Source organism: Aeromicrobium phoceense, from assembly GCF_013868155.1.
Taxonomy (GTDB): domain Bacteria; phylum Actinomycetota; class Actinomycetes; order Propionibacteriales; family Nocardioidaceae; genus Aeromicrobium; species Aeromicrobium phoceense.
In genome coordinates this window covers 1,052,006-1,070,328 of record NZ_JACEOG010000001.1, presented here as the reverse complement: position 1 = coordinate 1,070,328, position 18,323 = coordinate 1,052,006, and the positions used below count along the sequence as shown (strand labels likewise).

15 protein-coding genes are annotated in these 18,323 nt (G+C 71.6%); 3 read left to right on the top strand and 12 right to left on the bottom strand.

Features of this window, described 5'->3' with window-relative positions:
* Positions 1-78: 78 nt before the first annotated feature.
* The 3 genes from H1W00_RS05050 to purF form a co-directional block, all read right to left on the bottom strand.
* Positions 79-255, bottom strand: coding sequence for a DUF3073 domain-containing protein (locus H1W00_RS05050; protein ID WP_078699958.1), 177 nt, complete (start codon positions 253-255; stop codon positions 79-81).
* A 125-nt stretch (positions 256-380) separates the two neighbouring features.
* Positions 381-1,424 carry a phosphoribosylformylglycinamidine cyclo-ligase gene (gene purM, locus H1W00_RS05045; protein ID WP_181754227.1) on the bottom strand — a complete coding sequence of 348 codons (1,044 nt, stop codon included), beginning with the start codon at positions 1,422-1,424 and terminating at the stop codon, positions 381-383.
* Positions 1,421-2,917, bottom strand: coding sequence for an amidophosphoribosyltransferase (gene purF, locus H1W00_RS05040; RefSeq protein ID WP_181754225.1), 1,497 nt, complete (start codon positions 2,915-2,917; stop codon positions 1,421-1,423). Before purF ends, purM begins: the two co-directional genes overlap by 4 nt.
* Before the next feature lie 156 nt (positions 2,918-3,073).
* On the opposite strand from purF, the gene H1W00_RS05035 reads away from it, so the two are divergent.
* A complete protein-coding gene (locus H1W00_RS05035; RefSeq protein ID WP_181754223.1) occupies positions 3,074-4,627 on the top strand; it encodes a long-chain-fatty-acid--CoA ligase in 1,554 nt (517 codons plus the stop codon).
* Position 4,628: 1 nt separating this feature from the next.
* On the opposite strand, the gene H1W00_RS05030 is transcribed toward H1W00_RS05035, so the two are convergent.
* Genes H1W00_RS05030 through rfbB form a run of 4 tightly spaced genes read right to left on the bottom strand, consistent with a single transcriptional unit; the run spans position 4,629 to position 7,945 of the window.
* On the bottom strand, positions 4,629-5,243 hold the full coding sequence (locus H1W00_RS05030) for a peptidylprolyl isomerase (protein WP_206679970.1): 615 nt from the start codon (positions 5,241-5,243) through the stop codon (positions 4,629-4,631).
* Positions 5,244-5,253: 10 nt separating this feature from the next.
* On the bottom strand, positions 5,254-5,616 hold the full coding sequence (locus tag H1W00_RS05025; RefSeq protein ID WP_181754220.1) for a sterol carrier family protein: 363 nt from the start codon (positions 5,614-5,616) through the stop codon (positions 5,254-5,256).
* A 23-nt stretch (positions 5,617-5,639) separates the two neighbouring features.
* On the bottom strand, positions 5,640-6,938 hold the full coding sequence (locus H1W00_RS05020) for a sugar nucleotide-binding protein (protein WP_181754218.1): 1,299 nt from the start codon (positions 6,936-6,938) through the stop codon (positions 5,640-5,642).
* A gap of 8 nt (positions 6,939-6,946) precedes the next feature.
* Positions 6,947-7,945, bottom strand: a complete 999-nt coding sequence (gene rfbB / locus H1W00_RS05015) for a dTDP-glucose 4,6-dehydratase (RefSeq protein ID WP_181754216.1) — start codon at positions 7,943-7,945, stop codon at positions 6,947-6,949.
* 61 nt (positions 7,946-8,006) lie between these two features.
* Between rfbB and rfbA the strand changes: the two genes are divergently transcribed.
* Positions 8,007-8,870 (top strand): glucose-1-phosphate thymidylyltransferase RfbA, encoded by an 864-nt coding sequence (rfbA, locus tag H1W00_RS05010; RefSeq protein ID WP_181754214.1) that lies wholly within the window; start codon positions 8,007-8,009, stop codon positions 8,868-8,870.
* Here the strand turns inward: rfbA and H1W00_RS05005 are convergent.
* The 4 genes from H1W00_RS05005 to H1W00_RS04990 form a co-directional block, all read right to left on the bottom strand.
* Positions 8,843-11,008, bottom strand: coding sequence for a CDP-glycerol glycerophosphotransferase family protein (locus tag H1W00_RS05005; protein WP_181754212.1), 2,166 nt, complete (start codon positions 11,006-11,008; stop codon positions 8,843-8,845). The genes rfbA and H1W00_RS05005 overlap by 28 nt on opposite strands.
* A gap of 35 nt (positions 11,009-11,043) precedes the next feature.
* Positions 11,044-12,300: a DUF222 domain-containing protein gene (locus H1W00_RS05000; protein WP_181754210.1), complete on the bottom strand. Its 1,257-nt coding sequence runs from the start codon at positions 12,298-12,300 to the stop codon at positions 11,044-11,046.
* 72 nt (positions 12,301-12,372) lie between these two features.
* Positions 12,373-14,151: a glycosyltransferase gene (locus H1W00_RS04995; protein WP_181754209.1), complete on the bottom strand. Its 1,779-nt coding sequence runs from the start codon at positions 14,149-14,151 to the stop codon at positions 12,373-12,375.
* Positions 14,148-16,379: a CDP-glycerol glycerophosphotransferase family protein gene (locus H1W00_RS04990; RefSeq protein ID WP_181754207.1), complete on the bottom strand. Its 2,232-nt coding sequence runs from the start codon at positions 16,377-16,379 to the stop codon at positions 14,148-14,150. The genes H1W00_RS04995 and H1W00_RS04990 overlap by 4 nt, the downstream gene beginning before the upstream one ends.
* Positions 16,380-16,435: 56 nt before the next feature.
* Here H1W00_RS04990 and H1W00_RS16995 point away from each other — a divergent pair, with 56 nt between their 5' ends.
* Complete coding sequence (locus H1W00_RS16995) at positions 16,436-18,142, top strand: glycosyltransferase (protein ID WP_181754206.1); 1,707 nt, start codon at positions 16,436-16,438, stop codon at positions 18,140-18,142.
* Between the two features lies 1 nt (position 18,143).
* Here H1W00_RS16995 and H1W00_RS04980 read toward each other — a convergent pair whose 3' ends face one another.
* A complete protein-coding gene (locus H1W00_RS04980) occupies positions 18,144-18,320 on the bottom strand; it encodes a hypothetical protein (RefSeq protein WP_181754204.1) in 177 nt (58 codons plus the stop codon).
* Positions 18,321-18,323 lie beyond the last annotated feature (3 nt).

The window sequence follows — 18,323 nt, the reverse complement described above, 5'->3', positions numbered from 1 at the left end:
TGCCCCACGGGTCGTGAGCTCGATGTCCGATGCAGGCGCTGGAGAGAGCCGACACCAGGGAGAAGTTCGCCCTACCGCTCAACTGGCGGCAGGGTCTCCCAGTTTCTTGGCGAGATCAACGTACTGGTCGGGAATCGGGTCGCCCGACTCTCCATGAAGCTCTCGCTCCAGATCATTGAAGTCCGTGTCCAATGTCCGGTACTTGAGATCGCGAGCGACCTTGGTCTGCTTCGCTTTGGCACGGCCGCGGCCCATGGGCTCGACCCCCTCGCACTCAGTGGTTCAGTATGTCGTGCCCCCAAGAGTACCCAAAGGACCTCGGAACGCATGAACGACCCCCGGTCAGGCGAGCCGCCTGACCGTCGTTGCAACGAATATTCTCAGCTGAGGGTGACCGAACCGCCCGCGCCGTGGGTTCCGGCCGCCGCGACCTCGCCCGCGATCCACGCGTCGACGCCGTGCTGGCCGAGGAGGGCGACCGCCGCGTCGGCCGCGTCGGCCGGGACGATCGCGACCATGCCGACGCCCATGTTCAGGGCCAGGTCGAGGTCGGCCTGCGCGACCTTGCCGAGCTCGCCCACGAGGCCGAAGACGGGGGCCGGGGTCCACGAGGACCGGTCGAGCCGGACCGAGACCGAGTCGGGCAGGACCCGCTCGAGGTTCGCCGCGAGCCCGCCGCCGGTGATGTGCGACATGGCGTGCACCTCGACGGCGTCGGCCAGGGCCAGGCACGGCTTCGTGTAGAGGCGGGTGGGGGTCAGCAGCTCCTCGCCCAGCGTGCGGCCGAACTCCGGCACGTCGCGGTCGAGCTTCCAGCCGGCGATGTCGAAGAAGACGTGGCGCACGAGCGAGTATCCGTTGGAGTGCAGACCGGAGGAGGCCATCGCCACCACCACGTCGCCCTCGCGCACGAGCTCGGCGCCGAGGAGACGGTCGGCCTCGACGACGCCCGTGGTGGATCCGGCGACGTCGTACTCGTCGGGGGCCAGGAGTCCGGGGTGCTCGGCGGTCTCGCCGCCCAGCAGCGCGGTGCCGGTCTCGGCGCACGCCGCGGCGATGCCCTTGACGATGTCGGCGATCCGCTCGGGCACGACCTTGCCGGTGGCGATGTAGTCGGTGAGGAACAGCGGCTCGGCGCCGCACACGACGAGGTCGTCCACGAGCATGCCGACCAGGTCGAAGCCGATGGTGTCGTGGCGGTCCATCGCCTGAGCGATGGCGACCTTCGTGCCGACGCCGTCGGCACTCGTGGCCAGCAGCGGGCGCGTGTAGCTCTTCAGGGCCGAGGCGTCGAACAGGCCGGCGAAGCCGCCGATGCCGCCCACGACTTCGGGACGGGTGGCCTTGGCGACCCACTGCTTCATGAGCTCGACCGCGCGGTCGCCCTCCTCGATGGAGACTCCGGCGGAGGCGTACGAGGTCACTGGATCACCTTCAAGGGCTCGGTCCCGTTGGCCGGCAGCTCCAGAAGGTGCTTGCCGATGAGGTCGTCGTCGGGCAGCTCGATCGGGTAGACCCCGTCGAAGCAGGCCCGGCAGAGGTTGTCGGCCGGGACGTTCGTGGCGGCGATGAGGTCGTCGAGCGAGACGTACGACAGGCTGTCGGCGCCGATCGAGCGACAGATCTCGTCGACCGTGAGGCCGTTGGCGACCAGCTCGGCACGCGAGGCGAAGTCGATGCCGTAGAAGCACGGCCACTTCACCGGCGGGCTGGAGATCCGGACGTGCACCTCGGCGGCGCCGAACTCGCGGAGCATCCGGACGAGGGCGCGCTGGGTGTTGCCGCGCACGATCGAGTCGTCGACCACCACGAGGCGCTTGCCCGCGATGACGTCGCGCAGCGGATTCAGCTTGAGCCGGATGCCGAGCTGGCGGATCGTCTGCGAGGGCTGGATGAACGTGCGGCCCACGTAGGAGTTCTTGACCAGGCCGTGACCGAAGGGGATCCCGCTCTCCTCGGCGTAGCCGATCGCGGCGGGCGTGCCGGACTCGGGCACCGGGATGACGAGGTCGGCCTCGACGGGCGCGGTGTTGGCCAGGCGGCGACCGATGCGCTCGCGCACGCTGAAGACGCGCTGGTCGTTGATCGTGGTGTCGGGACGCGCGAGGTAGACGTACTCGAAGATGCAGCCCTTCGGCGCGGCGTCGGCGAACCGGCTGCTGCGCAGGCCGTTCTCGTCGATCGCGACGAACTCCCCCGGCTCGATCTCGCGGATGTAGGAGGCACCGACGATGTCGAGCGCGGCGGTCTCGCTCGCGATGACCCAGCCGCGCTCGAGGCGGCCGAGCACGAGCGGGCGGATGCCCTGGGGGTCACGCGCGCCGTAGAGCGTGGTCTCGTCCATGAACACGAGGGAGAACGCGCCGCGCAGCTGGGGCAGGACCTCCAGCGCCGCGTCCTCGACCGAGCGGTCGCGGTAGGACGCCAGCAGCGAGGCCATCACCGACGTGTCGGTGGTGGCGGTCTCGGCCGACACCGACTTGGCGTCGCCCTCCGTCCGCTCGCGGAGCAGCTGCACGAGCTCGTGCGTGTTGGTCAGGTTGCCGTTGTGCCCGAGCGCGACCGAGCCCTGAGCCGTGGGCCGGAACGTGGGCTGGGCGTTCTGCCACACGCTGGCGCCCGTGGTGGAGTAGCGCGCGTGGCCGATGGCGATCTGGCCCTGGAGCGACTCGAGGGTGGCCTCGTCGAAGACCTGGGACACCAGGCCCATGTCCTTGTAGACGAGGATCTGGCGGCCGTTGCTCACGGCGATGCCGGCCGACTCCTGCCCGCGGTGCTGCAGGGCGTAGAGGCCGAAGTAGGTGAGCTTGGCGACTTCCTCGCCGGGGGCCCAGACGCCGAACACGCCACAGGCGTCCTGGGGTCCGGCGTCACTGGGATCGAGCTCGTGGGTCAGGAGACCATCTCCGCGGGGCACACCGGCAGTCTACCGGCCGTTCCCGCCTTCCCCGACCAGTACCGCCCGGAGCGGACGCGCGCACTAACAGTCAAGGTTGACTGGAAGTCTTCCGTCGAGGCACTCGGAGCACTACGGTGTGAGGCACATCACAGCCAAGGCCTCAGAGGGAGACCCATGTCCGATGCGACGTTCATCGCCGATCACGCCCGAGCCGCCGCGCAGGCCGCGCCCGACCAGGCGGGTTGGATCTACGAGGGCCGCGAGTGGACCTGGGCGCAGGTCTGGGACTCGATCCGGCGGACCGCCGGCGCGCTCTCGGCGGAGGGCATCGGTCGCGGCGACCACGTCGCCGTCGTGGACAAGAACAACCCGGCGATCCTGCAGCTCGTGCTCGGCGCCAGCCTGATCGGCGCCTCCACGGCCATCGTGAACTGGCGCCTGGCCGGCGACGAGCTGGACTACACGATCAACGACGCCGGCGCGAAGGTGCTCTTCGTCGGTCACGAGCTGCTGGACCAGGTCGACGTCATCCGTGACCGGCTCACCACCGTGGAGAAGATCGTCGTCATGGGCGGCGACGCCGATGAGTTCGAGGCGTGGCAGGCCGCCGGCGAGCCCCTCGAGCAGGCGGACGACTCGTCCGTCGACGACACCGTCGTCCTGATGTACAGCTCGGGCACCACGGGCCGTCCCAAGGGCGTGATGCTGACCCAGCGCAACCTGGTGGCGCACACCGAGAACGCCGACACCGGCATCGCGTACGGCGAGGGCGCCAAGATGCTGGTCGCGATGCCGATGTTCCACGTCGGCGGCACGTCCTACGCGATGTTCGGCCTCAAGAACCGGGTGCCGGGCCACATCATCCGCGACGTCGAGCCCGGCGCGCTGGCCGGCGCGATGATGTCGGGCGTCACGCACGCCTTCCTCGTGCCGGCGGTGGTGGCGATGCTGCTGCAGGCCGGGCCCGACGCGATGAAGCTGTTCAGCGGGCTGCGCGGCTTCTCCTACGGCGCCGCGCCGATGCCGCTGACGATCCTGCGCGGCGCGCAGGAGCACTGGCCCGACACGGCGTTCTACCAGGTCTACGGCCTGACCGAGTTCTGCGGCGTCGTCACGATGCTGCACGACGACGAGCACCGCGACCTGGAGCATCCCGAGCGGCTGCTCTCGGCCGGCAAGCCGATCCCGGGCGTCGAGGCCCGCGTGGTCGACCCCGCCACCCTGCAGGACGTGGCGACCGGCGAGGCCGGCGAGCTGTGGTTCCGCACCGAGCAGGCGACCGCCGGCTACCACGGACGTCCCGAGGCGACGGCCGAGCTGTACGCCGAGGACGGCTGGGTCCGCACCGGCGACATCGGCCGGATCGACGCCGACGGCTACGTCTACGTCGAGGACCGCATCAAGGACATGATCATCACCGGCGGCGAGAACGTGTACTCCCCCGAGGTCGAGCGGGTCCTGTCCGAGCACCCCGACCTGCTCGAGGTTGCGATCATCGGCGTGCCCGACGCGACGTGGGGCGAGTCCGTGAAGGGCGTCGTGGCGCTGCGTCCCGGGGCCGAGGCGACCGAGGCCGAGATCATCGCGTGGGCGCGTGAGAACCTCGCCCACTACAAGGTGCCGCGGAGCATCGACATCGTCGAACTGCTGCCGCGCAACCCCTCGGGCAAGATCCTCAAGCGCGACCTGCGCAAGCCCTACTGGACCGACGCGGCACGCCAGGTCTGAGTCAGGAGACCGACGCGATCACGACATCGCTCTTGGGGGCGACTCCGTCCGGGCCGTTGCCCTCCTCGGCGATGGCCCGGGCGGCCTCGAGCCCGGCCTCGTCGACCGTGCCGAACACCGTGTAGGCCGCCGGCAGCTCGGCGTCGTCGAGCACGATGAAGAACTGCGAGCCGTTGGTGTCCGGGCCGCTGTTGGCCATCGCGAGCGTGCCGGCCGGGTACGTCTCGTCGCCGCTGAGCTCGTCCTCGAAGCTGTAGCCGGGCCCGCCGCTGCCGGTGGCCGACGGGTCGCCGCACTGCAGCACGAAGCCGGGGACGAGGCGGTGGCACTTCGTGCCGTCGAAGTAGCCCTGCTCGGCCAGCGACGCGAACGAGTTCACGGTGCATGGTGCGGCCTCGGCGTCGAGGGTGAGCGCGAAGTCGCCCCGGTTCGTCTTCATCGTGAGCGTCTCGGGCGCGAGCAGGTCCGACGGCGGCAGCTCGGCGTCCTTCGCGGCCGCGCCCTCCTGCGCGTACGTGCACTCGCCGGACGAGGAGGCGGAGTCGTCGTCCCCTCCGCCGCAGGCAGCGAGGATCGGGAGGACGAGGGCCGACAGGAGCAGGAGTCGCACGCGCATGGGGAAGACCCTAGCGAGCGTCGTCCTGCACCAGCGGCAGCAGTGGCGTGAGGTCGGAGCGCTCCCCGCTCGCGCGGACCCGCGCATCGGCCCAGGCGAGTCGGCCACGCGCGAGCGCGATCCAGGTCTCGGGGTCGGTCTCGACCACGGCCGGCGGCGTGCCCCGCGTGTGGCTGGCGCCCTCGATGCACTGGATCGCGGCGAACGGCGGGATGCGGACCTCGACGCTGTGCCCCGGCGCCCGACGCTGCAGCAGCGCCAGCAGGTGCTTCGTGGCGGCCTTCAGGTCGGCCCGGTCGGCCGTGCCCGTGTCGATCCGCGCACAGATCGCGGTGAACTCGGCGGGGTCGAGCGGGGTGAGGGAGCGCGCCACGCGGCCACCCTAACCGGGCGGCCTCAGCTCAGCCGCAACGCCGAGTGGCGCGGGCGCGGGGCGGAGAGACGGCCGGCCATGTACTCCTCGGTGGAGACGCCGGTGACGTCGGCGGGGTCGCGCCCCTCCTCGGCGAAGACGCGACGGGCGATGTCGGCCCACGACTCGACGGGACCGCGGCCGGTGACGTGGTGGATGCCGTACGGCGCCTCGGAGCGGAGCAGGTCGAGGATCCCCTCGGCCAGCACCGACGCCGGTGTGAGCCGGCCGAACTGGTCGTCGACGACCGACGGCGAGACGCCGTCGCGGGCGAGGCGGCGCATCGTGTCGACGAAGTTCGCGCCCTCCCCCACGACCCAGCTGGTGCGGACCAGGTAGCCCTTCGGCACGACCGACGTCACGGCCTCGGTGGCCGCCTTCGTCTGGCCGTAGACGCCCAGCGGCGAGACGGGCTCGTCGACCTCGTGCTCCTCCTTCGTGCCGTCGAACACGTAGTCGCTCGAGACGTTGACGAAGGTCAGGCCGTGGGCGATCGCGATCCGGGCCATCGCGGCCACGCCGGTGACGTTGATCGCCCAGCACAGCGTGCGGCCCTCGGGGGTCTCGGCGCCGTCGACGTTCGTGTAGGCCGCGGCGTTGATGAGCGTGCCGACGCCGTTCCATTCGATCGAGTCGAGAGTCTGGGGCTTGGAGAGGTCGACCTCGGGGAAGTCGTGGTACTCGGCGTCCGGGAGGAGCTGCTGCAACGCCTTGCCCAGCTGGCCGCCGGCCCCGATGACCACGGTGCGGCGCGGCGCGAGCGGCGTGACCTCGGCCAGCAGCGGGTGGTTGCGGTCCTTCTCGGACATCTCGGCCACGGGCAGCGGCCACGGCACGGCCACCTCGGGGTCGAGCAGGTTGACGTTGGCGTAGACCGCGTCGGGGCGCCAGTGGTCGTTGACGAGGTAGCTGTAGGCGGTGCCGTCCTCGAGGACCTGGAAGGAGTTCGCGACCCCGCGCGGCACGAACACCGCGGTCTGCGGGTTCAGCTCGACCCAGAACGTCGAGCCGAACGACTCGCCCTCGCGCAGGTCGACCCAGGCGCCGAAGGCGCGACCCGACGCGACCGAGACGTACTTGTCCCACGGCTCGGCGTGGATGCCGCGGATCGTGCCGGCGACGCCGTTGAACGAGATGTTCTGCTGGACGGGCCCGAAGTCGGGCAGCCCGGCGGCGACCATCTTCTCGCGCTGCCAGTTCTCCTTGAACCAGCCGCGGTTGTCACCGTGGACGTCCAGGTGGACGACGAGCAGGCCCGGGACGGGAGTGGTCTCGATCTTCATCGGCTCCCTCACTGACCCGTCGCTGCGTACTTGGCCTCGGTGGCAGCCTTCGCGGGGCGCCACCACTGCTCGTTCTCGCGGTACCAGCGCACCGTGTCCTCGAGGCCCGACGCGAAGTCCGAGAACTGCGGCGTCCAGCCCAGCTCGGTGCGCAGCTTGGTGGAGTCGATCGCGTAGCGCAGGTCGTGTCCCGCGCGGTCGGCCACGTGGTCGAAGTCGTCGGGCTCGCGGCCGAAGAGCTGCAGCAGCGCCTCGACGACCTCACGGTTGGACTTCTCGCCGTCGGCGCCGATGAGGTAGGTCTCGCCCATCGCGCCCGACTCCAGAATCGTGAGCACGGCCGAGTTGTGGTCGTCGACGTGGATCCAGTCGCGCACGTTCAGCCCCTCGCCGTACAGGCGCGGACGGACGCCGTCGATCAGCCCGGTGATCTGGCGCGGGATGAACTTCTCGATGTGCTGCCACGGCCCGTAGTTGTTCGAGCAGTTGGAGATCGTCGCGCGGACGCCGAAGGAGCGCACCCAGGCCCGCACCAGCAGGTCGGAGCCGGCCTTCGTCGAGGAGTAGGGGCTCGACGGGTTGTACGGCGTCGACTCGGTGAACCGCTCGGGATCGTCGAGCTCCAGGTCGCCGTAGACCTCGTCGGTGGAGATGTGGTGGTACCGCACGTCGTGCTTGCGGGCCGCCTCCAGCAGGGCGAAGGTGCCGATGATGTTGGTGTCCAGGAACGGGCGCGGCCCGACCAGCGAGTTGTCGTTGTGCGACTCGGCGGCGAAGTGCACGACCGCGTCGTGCTGCCCCACGAGCGAGTCGACCAGCTCGGAGTCGGCGACGTCGCCCACGACGAGCGACACCCGGTCCTCGGGCAGCCCCGCCAGTGACTCACGGCTGCCCGCGTAGGTGAGCTTGTCCAGGACGGTCACGTGATCGTCCGTCCGGTCGATGACCTGACGGACGAAGTTGGACCCGATGAACCCGGCACCGCCGGTGACCAGCAATCGACGCATGCGCACGAGCGTACCGGCCGACGGATGCCGTCCCTCGCGGCGATCACCTAGGGTACGAACCATGCGCGGCATCATCCTGGCCGGGGGAACCGGCTCGCGACTGCACCCGATCACCCTCGGCGTCAGCAAGCAGCTCGTCCCCGTCTACGACAAGCCGATGATCTACTACCCGCTGTCGACGCTGATGGCGACGGGGATCCGCGACATCCTCATCATCACGACGCCGCACGACGCGGAGGCCTTCGAGCGCCTGCTCGGCGACGGGTCGCGGTTCGGCGTGAACCTGACCTACGCGCAGCAGCCCTCCCCCGACGGGCTCGCGCAGGCGTTCATCATCGGCGCCGACCACGTGGGCGACGAGGGCGCCGCGCTCGTCCTGGGCGACAACATCTTCTACGGGGCCGGGCTGGGCACGAGCCTGCACCGCTTCGACCACACCGTGGGCGCCGCGGTCTTCGGCTACCAGGTGGCGAACCCGCGTGCCTACGGCGTCGTCGAGTTCGACGAGAGCGGCCGGGCGATCTCGATGGAGGAGAAGCCGGAGCACCCGCGGAGCAACTTCGCGGTCCCCGGCCTGTACTTCTACGACAACTCGGTGGTCGAGCGGGCCCGCGACCTGAAGCCCTCGCACCGGGGCGAGCTGGAGATCACCGACCTGAACCGCACCTACCTCGAGGAGGGCACCCTCCAGGTCGAGGTCCTCCCGCGCGGCACCGCCTGGCTCGACACCGGCACCTTCGACGACCTGGCCGACGCGGGAGCGTTCGTGCGCACGATCGAGAAGCGGCAGGGCCTCAAGGTCTCGTGCCCCGAGGAGATCGCCTGGCGCCAGGGCTGGCTGACCGACGACCAGCTGGCCGAGCTGGCCCAGCCACTGGTCAAGAGCGGCTACGGCAGCTACCTGCTGGGGCTGCTCGGCGCCTGAGGGCCGAGCCACGCGTCCACCACGCGGGCCGTGACTTCGCCGTCGTCCAGCGGGGCGAACCGCTCGCGGAACGCGCGCGCCTGCTCCGACGTCCCACCGGCGCCGGCGAGCGCCTCGACGACCTCCTCCGTGGAGGTCACGATGGGGCCGGGCGGCGCCTGCTGCAGGTCGAAGTAGAAGCCGCGGTCGTCGCGGTACTGGTCGACATCGGGCACCAGGAGCACCTGCGGGCGCTCGGTGACAGCAAAGTCGAACATCACCGAGGAGTAGTCGGTCACGAGCACGTCGGCGGCCGCCAGGAGCGCGGTGATGTCGGGGTGCGCCGTCACGTCAAGGACACCGGGGCCGCTGATCCGGCCGCGACCCGCCGCGGCGTTGCTGTGGCTGCGCAGCAGGACGGTGGCACCGGTCTGCTCGTGCACGGCGGCCGCGTCGAGGTGGGAGACGAACGCCCGGCGGCCCTGCTCGGTGCGGGCGGCATCGCGCCACGTGGGCGCGTAAAGCACCACGCGCTCGTCGCCGAGCCCGAGTGCCATACGGGTGGCGTTCCTCAGCGCCCGGCCCGAGTCACCGGCGAGTGCGTCGTTGCGCGGGTAGCCCTCGCCCAGGACCCGGCCGGCGAAGCCCAGCGCGCGCGGCAGCGTCTCGGCCGCGAACGGGTTCTGCGCCAGCAGCGCCTCCCAGACGGCGGCCTCGCGGGCCATCGCGGCGGTGTAGCCGGCCGAGAGCCGGGGTGAGGCGATGTCGCGGCCGATGCGCTTGAGCGGGGTGCCGTGCCAGGTCTGCAGGTAGCGCTGGCCGTCGCGGAAGCGCACGTAGTGCGGGAACTCGGCGTTGTTGACCAGGTACCGCGCGTGCGTGAACGCCTCGTGCCACTCGCGCGAGTGCAGCAGCACGGGCCGGGTGCCGTCGGGCACGGTCACGGAGTGGTCGGCGACGACCCAGTCGACCGGGATCCCCCGGTGGACGAGCTCGCGCGCCACGGGGGCGACGCTGTCGCCGGCGCCCGCGCCGCCGAAGCACATCGCGACGGCTCGCTCGCGCAGCGGACCCGCCTGCTCGCGCACCTCGTCGAGCAGGAGTCGCTGGCGGCGGCGTCCGCGGTCGTGCACCGGGATCGGGTTGCGGACCACGAGCGACACGGCGGCCTCGCCCGGCGACCATCCCCGCGGCGTGACGAGCAGGTCGACGAGGTCGATCGCGCGCTCGGCCAGGGGCAGCTCGAGCACCGACGGGTCGGCGAGGTCGAGGGCCTCGTCGGCGGTGACGGCGAAGCGCCCCGCCGGGATCGTGGCGGCGACGCCGAACCGGTCGATCCGGGCCTCGAGCGCGAGCGGTGACGGCCCGGCGCCCCAGCCCTCGGACGTCGCGGCCACCCGCAGCGTGTGGTCGCCGGCGTCGAGCAGCACGCCCGACCCGGTGGCACTGACGGCCACGGGCACCGCCCCGGTCAGCGCGGGCACGACGGCCTCGGCGGTGCGCGTCACCCCGGCCGACTCGATGGTGACCGTCAGGGTGATCGGCTCGCTACGGTCAGCTTCGATCGTGGCCCACCAGGACGCGCCGGTCTGGTCGGCCCAGCGCTCCCCCGACTCGGCGTCGGCGACGGGATCGGGTCGCATCGTCACGGCCGTCTCGAGGGCGCCACGGCTCGTGGCGGCCTCGACGCGGACGGAGTCCGCCTCGGGGTCGAAGGCCAGCCCGGAGATGAACGACGTCCCGGCCACGTGCACGGGTTCGGAGCCGGCGACCTCGACGGTCAGCCGCGTGACGAGGTCGTGCTCCTGCGCCGCGAGGAGCCACTCGGGCACCGCGACCGGGTCTCCGAGGTCGATCCGCAGGGTGTCGCGATCGACGAGGAACGAAGGGCCGTGGACGGTGCGTGACTCGGCCAGGCGCTCGACCGTGGGGCGGTCGGCTCCGGAGGCGGCGTACAGGGCCACTCGGTCGCGCACGGGCAGGTCGAGCCAGTCGGCATGGGTCCACGCCCTGGCTCCTGCCGCCGCCTCGTCCACGAGGGCTCGCCACTGCTGGTCGTCGAGCCGGAACGCGGTGCGCACCCGCTTGGCGAGGACGGGCGGCGACGGCGCATCGCCGTGGCCGCGCAGTCGCTGCACGATCCTGCGCACGAGATCCATCCGCTCAACCTACCGATCCGTGCGGGTCCCGCTCGTCACCCGGTGAGCGTCAGGGGGCGGTAGTGATCGTTGCGTCGCCAGGGCTCGCTGGGACGTCGCCGGAACTCGACGATGTGGTCGGTGGCGTGGAGCCGGACCTGCCATCCGCGGTCGTGGACCTCGTGGTGGTGGCGTGCGCAGAGCAGCACTCCGTCGTCGACCGTGGTGGGCCCGCCCCGCGACCACGGAACGATGTGGTGGCTCTCGCACCAGCCGGGCGGCCGGTCGCAGCCCGGGAACGCGCAGCGGAGGTCGCGGAGCGCGAGGGCTCGTCGCTGGGGCACCGAGTGGAGGCGCTCCTCGCGACCCAGATCGAGCGCGGTCGACGCGCCGCCCATGACGGCCGGCAGGATCCCGGCGTCGCAGGCGAGCCGGCGCAGCTGCCCGGCCGAGAGCGTGGTGCCGTGCTCGGTGACCCCGGCGCGGTCAGTGGTGCCGCGCAGCGTGGACTCGTCGACGGTGACGACGAGGGTGGCCGGGATGCCTCCGTGGTTGCCGAAGGCGTCCTTGGGCAGGTGTCGGACGAGCTGGACGAACGCCTCACCCTGCGCACGGGGACGATCCGGGACGCCGTCCTGCTTGCGGGGCGCCGTGGCCGAGTCCATGAGCGAGCGCAGGACGTCCCCCGTGACCGCGTCGACCTCGAAGCCGCCCTTCACCATGCCGGTCTCGGGGTCGGGGCGCGACATCCAGAAGGAGGCCTGCGTGGCCTGGTGGCGCTCGTCGCGCTCGACCTGGCGGTTCTCGATGGCGTCGGCGCGGTCGACGTCGACGACCTCCACCGCGCGGCGCGCCTTACGCCGAAGCTGCTCCAGCGGGAGGTCGGGCGCGGCCGCGGTGAGGTCGCACTCGATCGCGCGACGCTCGTCGGCCGTGAGGTCGAGAGGCAGGTCGCCGAGGGCATCGGACACGATGCGCGCCTTGTCGGTGGACATGCCAGCGCGACCGAGCGACTCCCGCAGGACGGGCGCGGCGTCGAGCTGCTGGGCGAGCCGGACCTGCTGCGCCGCCTCGCGCCGGGAGACGCCGGCCTCCTTCGCGACGAGCGCCGTCATCGACAGCTCGCCAGCCGTGCGGTGCGCCTCGGCGCGCGAAGCCTCCGCCATCGCGGCCAGACCCAGCGCGGTGGCCTTCCGGACCAGGTCCTGCGCCAGGCGATTCAGCCGGACCAGCTCCTCAGCAGTGAGCTCGCTCAGGTCGCAGCCCAGCGCCGCGTCGAGGGCCCGCGGCCCCGACTCGATCTGACTGAACACCCGATGCATGCGTCCCCCGACGGCTCGAACTGATGTTCTGAGTCTACTGCATTGGGCCCAACAAAACAAGCATCAGTTGGGAGGTTCTTCCTCGCCCGCGTGGTCACGCTGCCACCAGAACGTGAGCTGCTCGCGCGGCACCTTCGGCTGCACGACCACCTTCAGTCGGCGCGGCCCGGCCAGCGCGAGGTAGCCCTGTCGGTCCTCCAGCTCGAAGTCCCACGGCAGCTGGAGCGCCAGCGCTTGGTCGACCAGCCGCCCGGGCACCTCGTGCTCCCCGATCTCGGTCGGGATCTCCACGTCGGCCGGATCCGCGAGGTCGCCCTTCCACAGGACGACGTCGTCGCGGTCGAGCGCCCACGGCTCCTCACCCGTGAGGGTGAGCCCGGCGGCCTCCTCGCGGATCGCCGCCGATCCCAGCGGGTCGATCCGCGTGACCACCTCGCGCCGGGTGCGCCCGTGATGGGTCAACTCCACGACCAGTTCCGAGGAGTCGACGTCGTCGAGGTCGGGCAGCGCGAGCTCGAGGTTCCAGACGCTGTCCTCGTTGCTGCGCCGTGTCGTGCGTACCCGGTGACCGATGAACTCGTCCGACGGAGTCACGGCGAACTCGCGCTCCCAGCCAGTGATGTCGCGCAGCCACGCCCGGCAGGTTGGCACGGCGTCCACGTGCCGCAGCCAGGCCGCGATCGTCAGTCGCAGGCCCGACTCGTCGAGCCGCGCGCGCAGGACGGTCGCGTCCAAGGGCGTCTGACGCTCGGACAGGACGCGCGCCTCGGCGGGCACGTCGGGGTCGCCCGTGAACGGAAAAGCCAAGGCTGGCCGACCATCGACGTCGTCCGACCTCAGCGAAGGGAGGTCGAACCCGCCCCGCTCGACGAACACCTGCACGTCCGCCGCTCGTCCGGCCTGCAGGAGCGCGTAGACCACGCGCGCCTCGGCCGGCGCCTGTGACAGGTCGAGCCCCGATTCGCCGAGGAGATCCAACGCTCCGCGGAAGAGTCGCTCGCGGTACCCCTCGTCGGCGACCTTGGCGAGCGTGCGGAGGTAGCGCGGCACGTCGTTCGACAGCACCTGCGAGGCGCGTGCGGCGCGAGCGCCGGACACGCCGTCGAGCGCGTCGAGGCTCAGCGCGATCGCATCGAAGAAGGCGCCGATCGAACGCTCCGTCGCCTCTCGCGTGATGGAGCCCGGACGGACGCGCCACAAATAGGCCAGGTCGGGCACGAGGTCGATGCGGTCCGCCGCGGCGAAGGCCCGCGCGGTGACCTCCTGATCCTCGTAGAGGACACCCTCACGGAAGGCGAGGCCGGCGCGGTCCCAGAAGGAGCGACGGTAGATCTTCGACCAGGCCGTCGCCTGCGCCAAGGTCTCCGGGTGCTCGTGCGCGACGACCGTACGCACCTCGTCCCCGTAGATTTCGGCGATCCACGGCGGTACCGGACTGGGATCCTCGATGTCGCGGAACTGCTGATAGGGCATCAGCGCGTAGTCGGAGCCCGTCTCCTCCAAGGACCACATGGCCGCCCAGATGGCGGTGGGGCTCATCACGTCGTCCGAGTCAACGAACGTCACGTACGGCGCGCTTGCATGCTCCAAGCCGGTCATCCGAGCCGCGCTCAGGCCTCCGTTAGGGCGCGTGACGACCCCCACCTCACGATGGTGCCGTGCGAACCGGCGAGCGATCTTCGCGCTCCGATCCGTCGATCCGTCGTCGACGAGGATGATCTCCTGATTCAACGGCGTGAACAGCAACGACTCCAGGCACTCCGCCAGGTACTCCTCGACGTTGTACACGGGCACGATGACACTCAGCAGCGGCTCGGGAGCCGCGCGCCGGAACAACCTCACGCGTCCCACCCGAGCAGCCCGTCGACGACCCGCTCGGCGGCGCGCCCGTCGTGGAACCGGTTGAACCGCTCGTTGAAGGCGACGTACGCGGCGGCGTGCTCGGCCACCCACGACGTGTCGCGCACCAGCGCCGGCAGCTCACCCGAGTCGCGCACCACGGGACCGGGTGCGGACTCCTCGAACGGGAACAGGAAGCCGCGCAGCTCCTGCTCGTACTTCTCGAGGTCCGGCACGAAGAACACCATCGGCTTGCCGGTGATCGCGTAGTCGAACCGCAGTGACGAGTAGTCCAGGATCGCGAGGTCGGACGCGAGCACGAGGTCGTTGATCTCGGGGTGGTCGGTGACGTCGACGACCCCTCCCCCGGTGCCGTGCCGTTGGTCGGACCGCGCCACGGAGTGGTGACTGCGCTGGAGCACGACCACGTCGTCGCCGAGCTCCTCGGCGAGCGCCTTCACGTCGAGCAGGTTCGGGTCGGCCGACGTGTTGTCGCCGCGCGAGAGGTCCTCGCGCCACGTGGTGGCGTGCAGGACGGCCACCTGGTCGTCGCGGATGCCCAGCAGGTGGCGCGTCGCGCGACGCACCTCCGCGGCGTCCTCGGCGAGCAGCGAGTCGGTGCGCGGCAGGCCGTGGTCGAACGCCGGGCCCTCCCAGTCGTAGGCCTCGCGGTAGAACTCGGCCGCCTCGGGGTACGGCAGGCAGATCACGTGCCAGTACGCCGAGCGCCGGTCGGTGGCCTCGAACTGCGCCCGCCACGGTGCCATCCGGCGCACGAAGTCCGGCCGGCCCATCCGCTTGAACGGCTGGCCGTGGAACGTCTGGAGGTACACCTGGCCCGGGCGCAGTCTGGTGTACGCGCCGACCTCGGTGTTCTTCACGAGGTACTTGGCGGACGCCAGCGTGGAGTACCACTCACGCGTGCCCGCGACGACGCGCTTCGCGCCCTCGGGCAGCGGCACGGAGTGGTCGACGGTGCCCCAGTAGAGCCGCATCCGCGGGTCGCGGCGGTGGAACTCGCGATGGATGGCGGCCTGGCTGTCGGTGGCGACCTCGGCCCAGTAGCACTGGAACATCGCGGCGCGCGCGTCCACCTCGACCTCGAGCGCCTCGTACGCCTCACGCAGATACCGCTGGCCGTACATGGTGTTCTCGTCGGGCTGCCGCGGCTTGATCAGGCGCAGTCCGAGGTCGGTGGTGTGGCCGACGAGCGGACCGTCGGCGAGGTCGGTGGGCCAGTCCACGAGCTCGGCCGCGAGGGGCAGCGGCATCCCGTCGGACACGACGGCGTAGTCGCCCAGCGGCAGCGGCAGGGCACCGCGCCCCCACCGGTCGGCGCTGGCCGGGAAGACGGCGCGGAAGCTCGAGCCCAGGCGGGTGAACTCGGTGGCGGGGAGGGTGAGCCCGGCGGACTCGAGGGTGGGCGCGGCGTCGAGTCCGCGACCGCTCACCACGATCGTGCCGCGCTCGAGCGAGATCGTGTCGACGACCGGACCGACCGGCTCGGGGTGCGCGATCAGTCCGATCCGGCCGGAGGCGGTACGGCCCGCGAGCCGGACCTCCACCTCCACCTCGAGCGCCTGCTCCGGGCCGAGCCGCGACAGGGGCACGTCGAGCGCCCACGTGCTGCGGTCGTAGGTCTCGCGCCACATGGCGGGACCGCCGCGGTGACCCGAGGTCTCGCCGGTCCACTCGACCCGCACGCCGGGGGTCACGACGGTCAGCTCGGGAACGGCGCCCGGCGCGTCGACGTGGGCGAAGCCGGCGCGGAACACGGCCTCGAAGCGGTCGCCCACGACGCGGGAGCGGACGACCTCGCCGGCGAAGCGGGTCTCGGAGTCGGCCAGCACGAACGCCTCGCGGGGGATCGCGGGGTCGTCCCAGCCGGGGAGATGGGCCACCGGCTCGCCCTCGTGCAGGCCGCCGGCGTGCAGGCGCACGTCGAGCAGGCCCCGGTTGAGCGCGGCGTGGAGCGCATCGGCGTCACCGTGCTCGAGGTGGTGCAGCGCGACCTTCGCCCACGAAGGGATGCGACGCACGAGGGCGGCGCGGTCCACGCCCTCCAGCAGCTCGGGCAGTCCGGCGCGGAGGTCGGCCTCGACGCTGCCGTCGAGGTCCTTCGGGAGTCGGCGGACGAGCGGAGGGAACTCCTTGACGAACACGTCGAGGGGCTTCGCCGGACCTGTCGCGAGGTCCAGCACCCGCCGCGAGAGCGACCGCAGCCTGCCCATGTCACCTACGCCTTCACCGAACATCCCGGACGGCCTCGATGCTATACGCTCGCCGCGTGTCGCCTTCCGCTGCTGCACCGGGCGAGCCTGCCACGAGCTTCCCCGACGGAGCCTGGTTCTCGGTCGTGGGCAACGTCCGCCTCGGCGCCGGCGGCCAGACCCGCATGGTGCTGCTGCGCCACCGGCTCTTCGTCGCGGCCGGGCTCGACTTCCCGATCCTGACCTACAACCCGGTGCCGTCGTACGCGCCGATCCGTACGGGCCTGCTGGCTGACGGCCTGCTGCTGCCCGAGAGCAGGCTCCTCAACCTGCACGAGGACCTCCGCGAGCGCGACCTCAGCGCACTGCCCGCTGTCGAGGCCACCTCGATCCTGCCCGGTGCGAGCACCGAGGACGACGTCGAGGGCGGCTATGCCTGGCGACGCCGCCACCTCGACGCCGCGGGCACCGAGACCACGTGGGAGTACCTGCGGCCCGACGGCACGACCTACGCGTTCACGCCGCCGGACGTCATGGAGGGCGAGACCCGCGTGCTCGACCACGACGGCCGCGTCGTGCTGGCCGGCGACGGACTCGGCGACCTGTGGCGCTGGTGGACCCGACAGCTGGCGCCGGCCGACAGCACGGTGTTCCTCGTGAGCGACAGCCGGTTCGTCGCCGAGGAGCTCGGCCTGCTGCACGACCCGCGCTTCGTGCTCATGCACCAGATGCACAACCCGCACCTGCGCGGCGACCGGCGCTGGGACTCGCCCCTCGAGCCGTCCTACGCGTCGTCGCTGGAGCACGTGGACCGGTTCGACGCCCTGAACACCCTCACCGAGCGCCAGCGGCACGACCTGCGGCTCCGCTTCGGCGACCTGCCGCAGTTCCACGTGGTCGCGAACCCCGTGGAGGCCGTCGAGCCGCCCTCGCCCGCACCGGCGCGCGTGCCCGGACGCATCGTCGTGATCGCCCGGTTGCACCCGCAGAAGCAGCTGGACCGGGCGATCGACGCCTTCGCCCTCGTGGCGCCCCGGCACCCCACGGCGACGCTGGAGATCTACGGGGACGGCGACGAGGAGGAGAAGCTGCGGGCCCGCGCCGCGCAACGCGACGTGGCCGACCGGGTGGTCTTCCACGGGCACGTGCCCGACGCCGCCGATCGGCTCTGGGAGGCCGACCTCGCGTGGCTGACGAGCCGCTTCGAGGGCTACGGGCTCTTCATCCTCGAGGCGCGGATGCGCGAGTGCCCGGTGCTGGCGTTCGACGTGCCCTACGGCCCCGCCGAGCAGATCGAGTCGGGCGTGGACGGCGTGCTCGTGCCCGCGGGTGACGCGGCCCGCCTGGCGCACGCGACGCTGGACCTCCTCGCCGACCGTGAGCGGCTCGAGTCGATGCGCCCGCGAGCGCGGGCGGGAGCCATCGCGCACGGCCACGAGTCGTTCCTCGCCGACTGGGCGCAGGTGGCGCGCGACGCACAGGCTCGCACTGCAGAGCGCGTGGACCTGCGGGATGTCGCCGTGGACTTCGCGGGGCGCTCGGCCGTCGTCCGGGTGAGCGGCGAGGGAGACCTCGACGCGGTCGAGCTGCGCTGGCAGGCGTGGCAGCAGGGCGACGACGCCCCTACGGACCTCACGACCTCCCTCGAGCGCGAGGGCACGACCTTCGAGATCCGGGCCGGGCGCGCGCCCAAGGGCGCGCACGAGCGGCTGCTGCTGACCTGGCGGAACGCCTCGTGGCAGCAGTCCGTGCCGCAGCGACGCTGGTGGCAGCGCGGCCGCTAGGTCACTCGGGCCGGGCGTGCTCGCGGTTGAGCTCGTCGCTCAACGCCTCGAGGCTCGCTCTCACTCCGGCAAAATCCTGATGGAGCACCCGAGGGAGGTACCAGCCGATGATGACGAACTGCGTGATCGTGGCCGCGGCCATGATCACCAGCACGGTCCAGAGCTGCGGCCCAGTCATGCC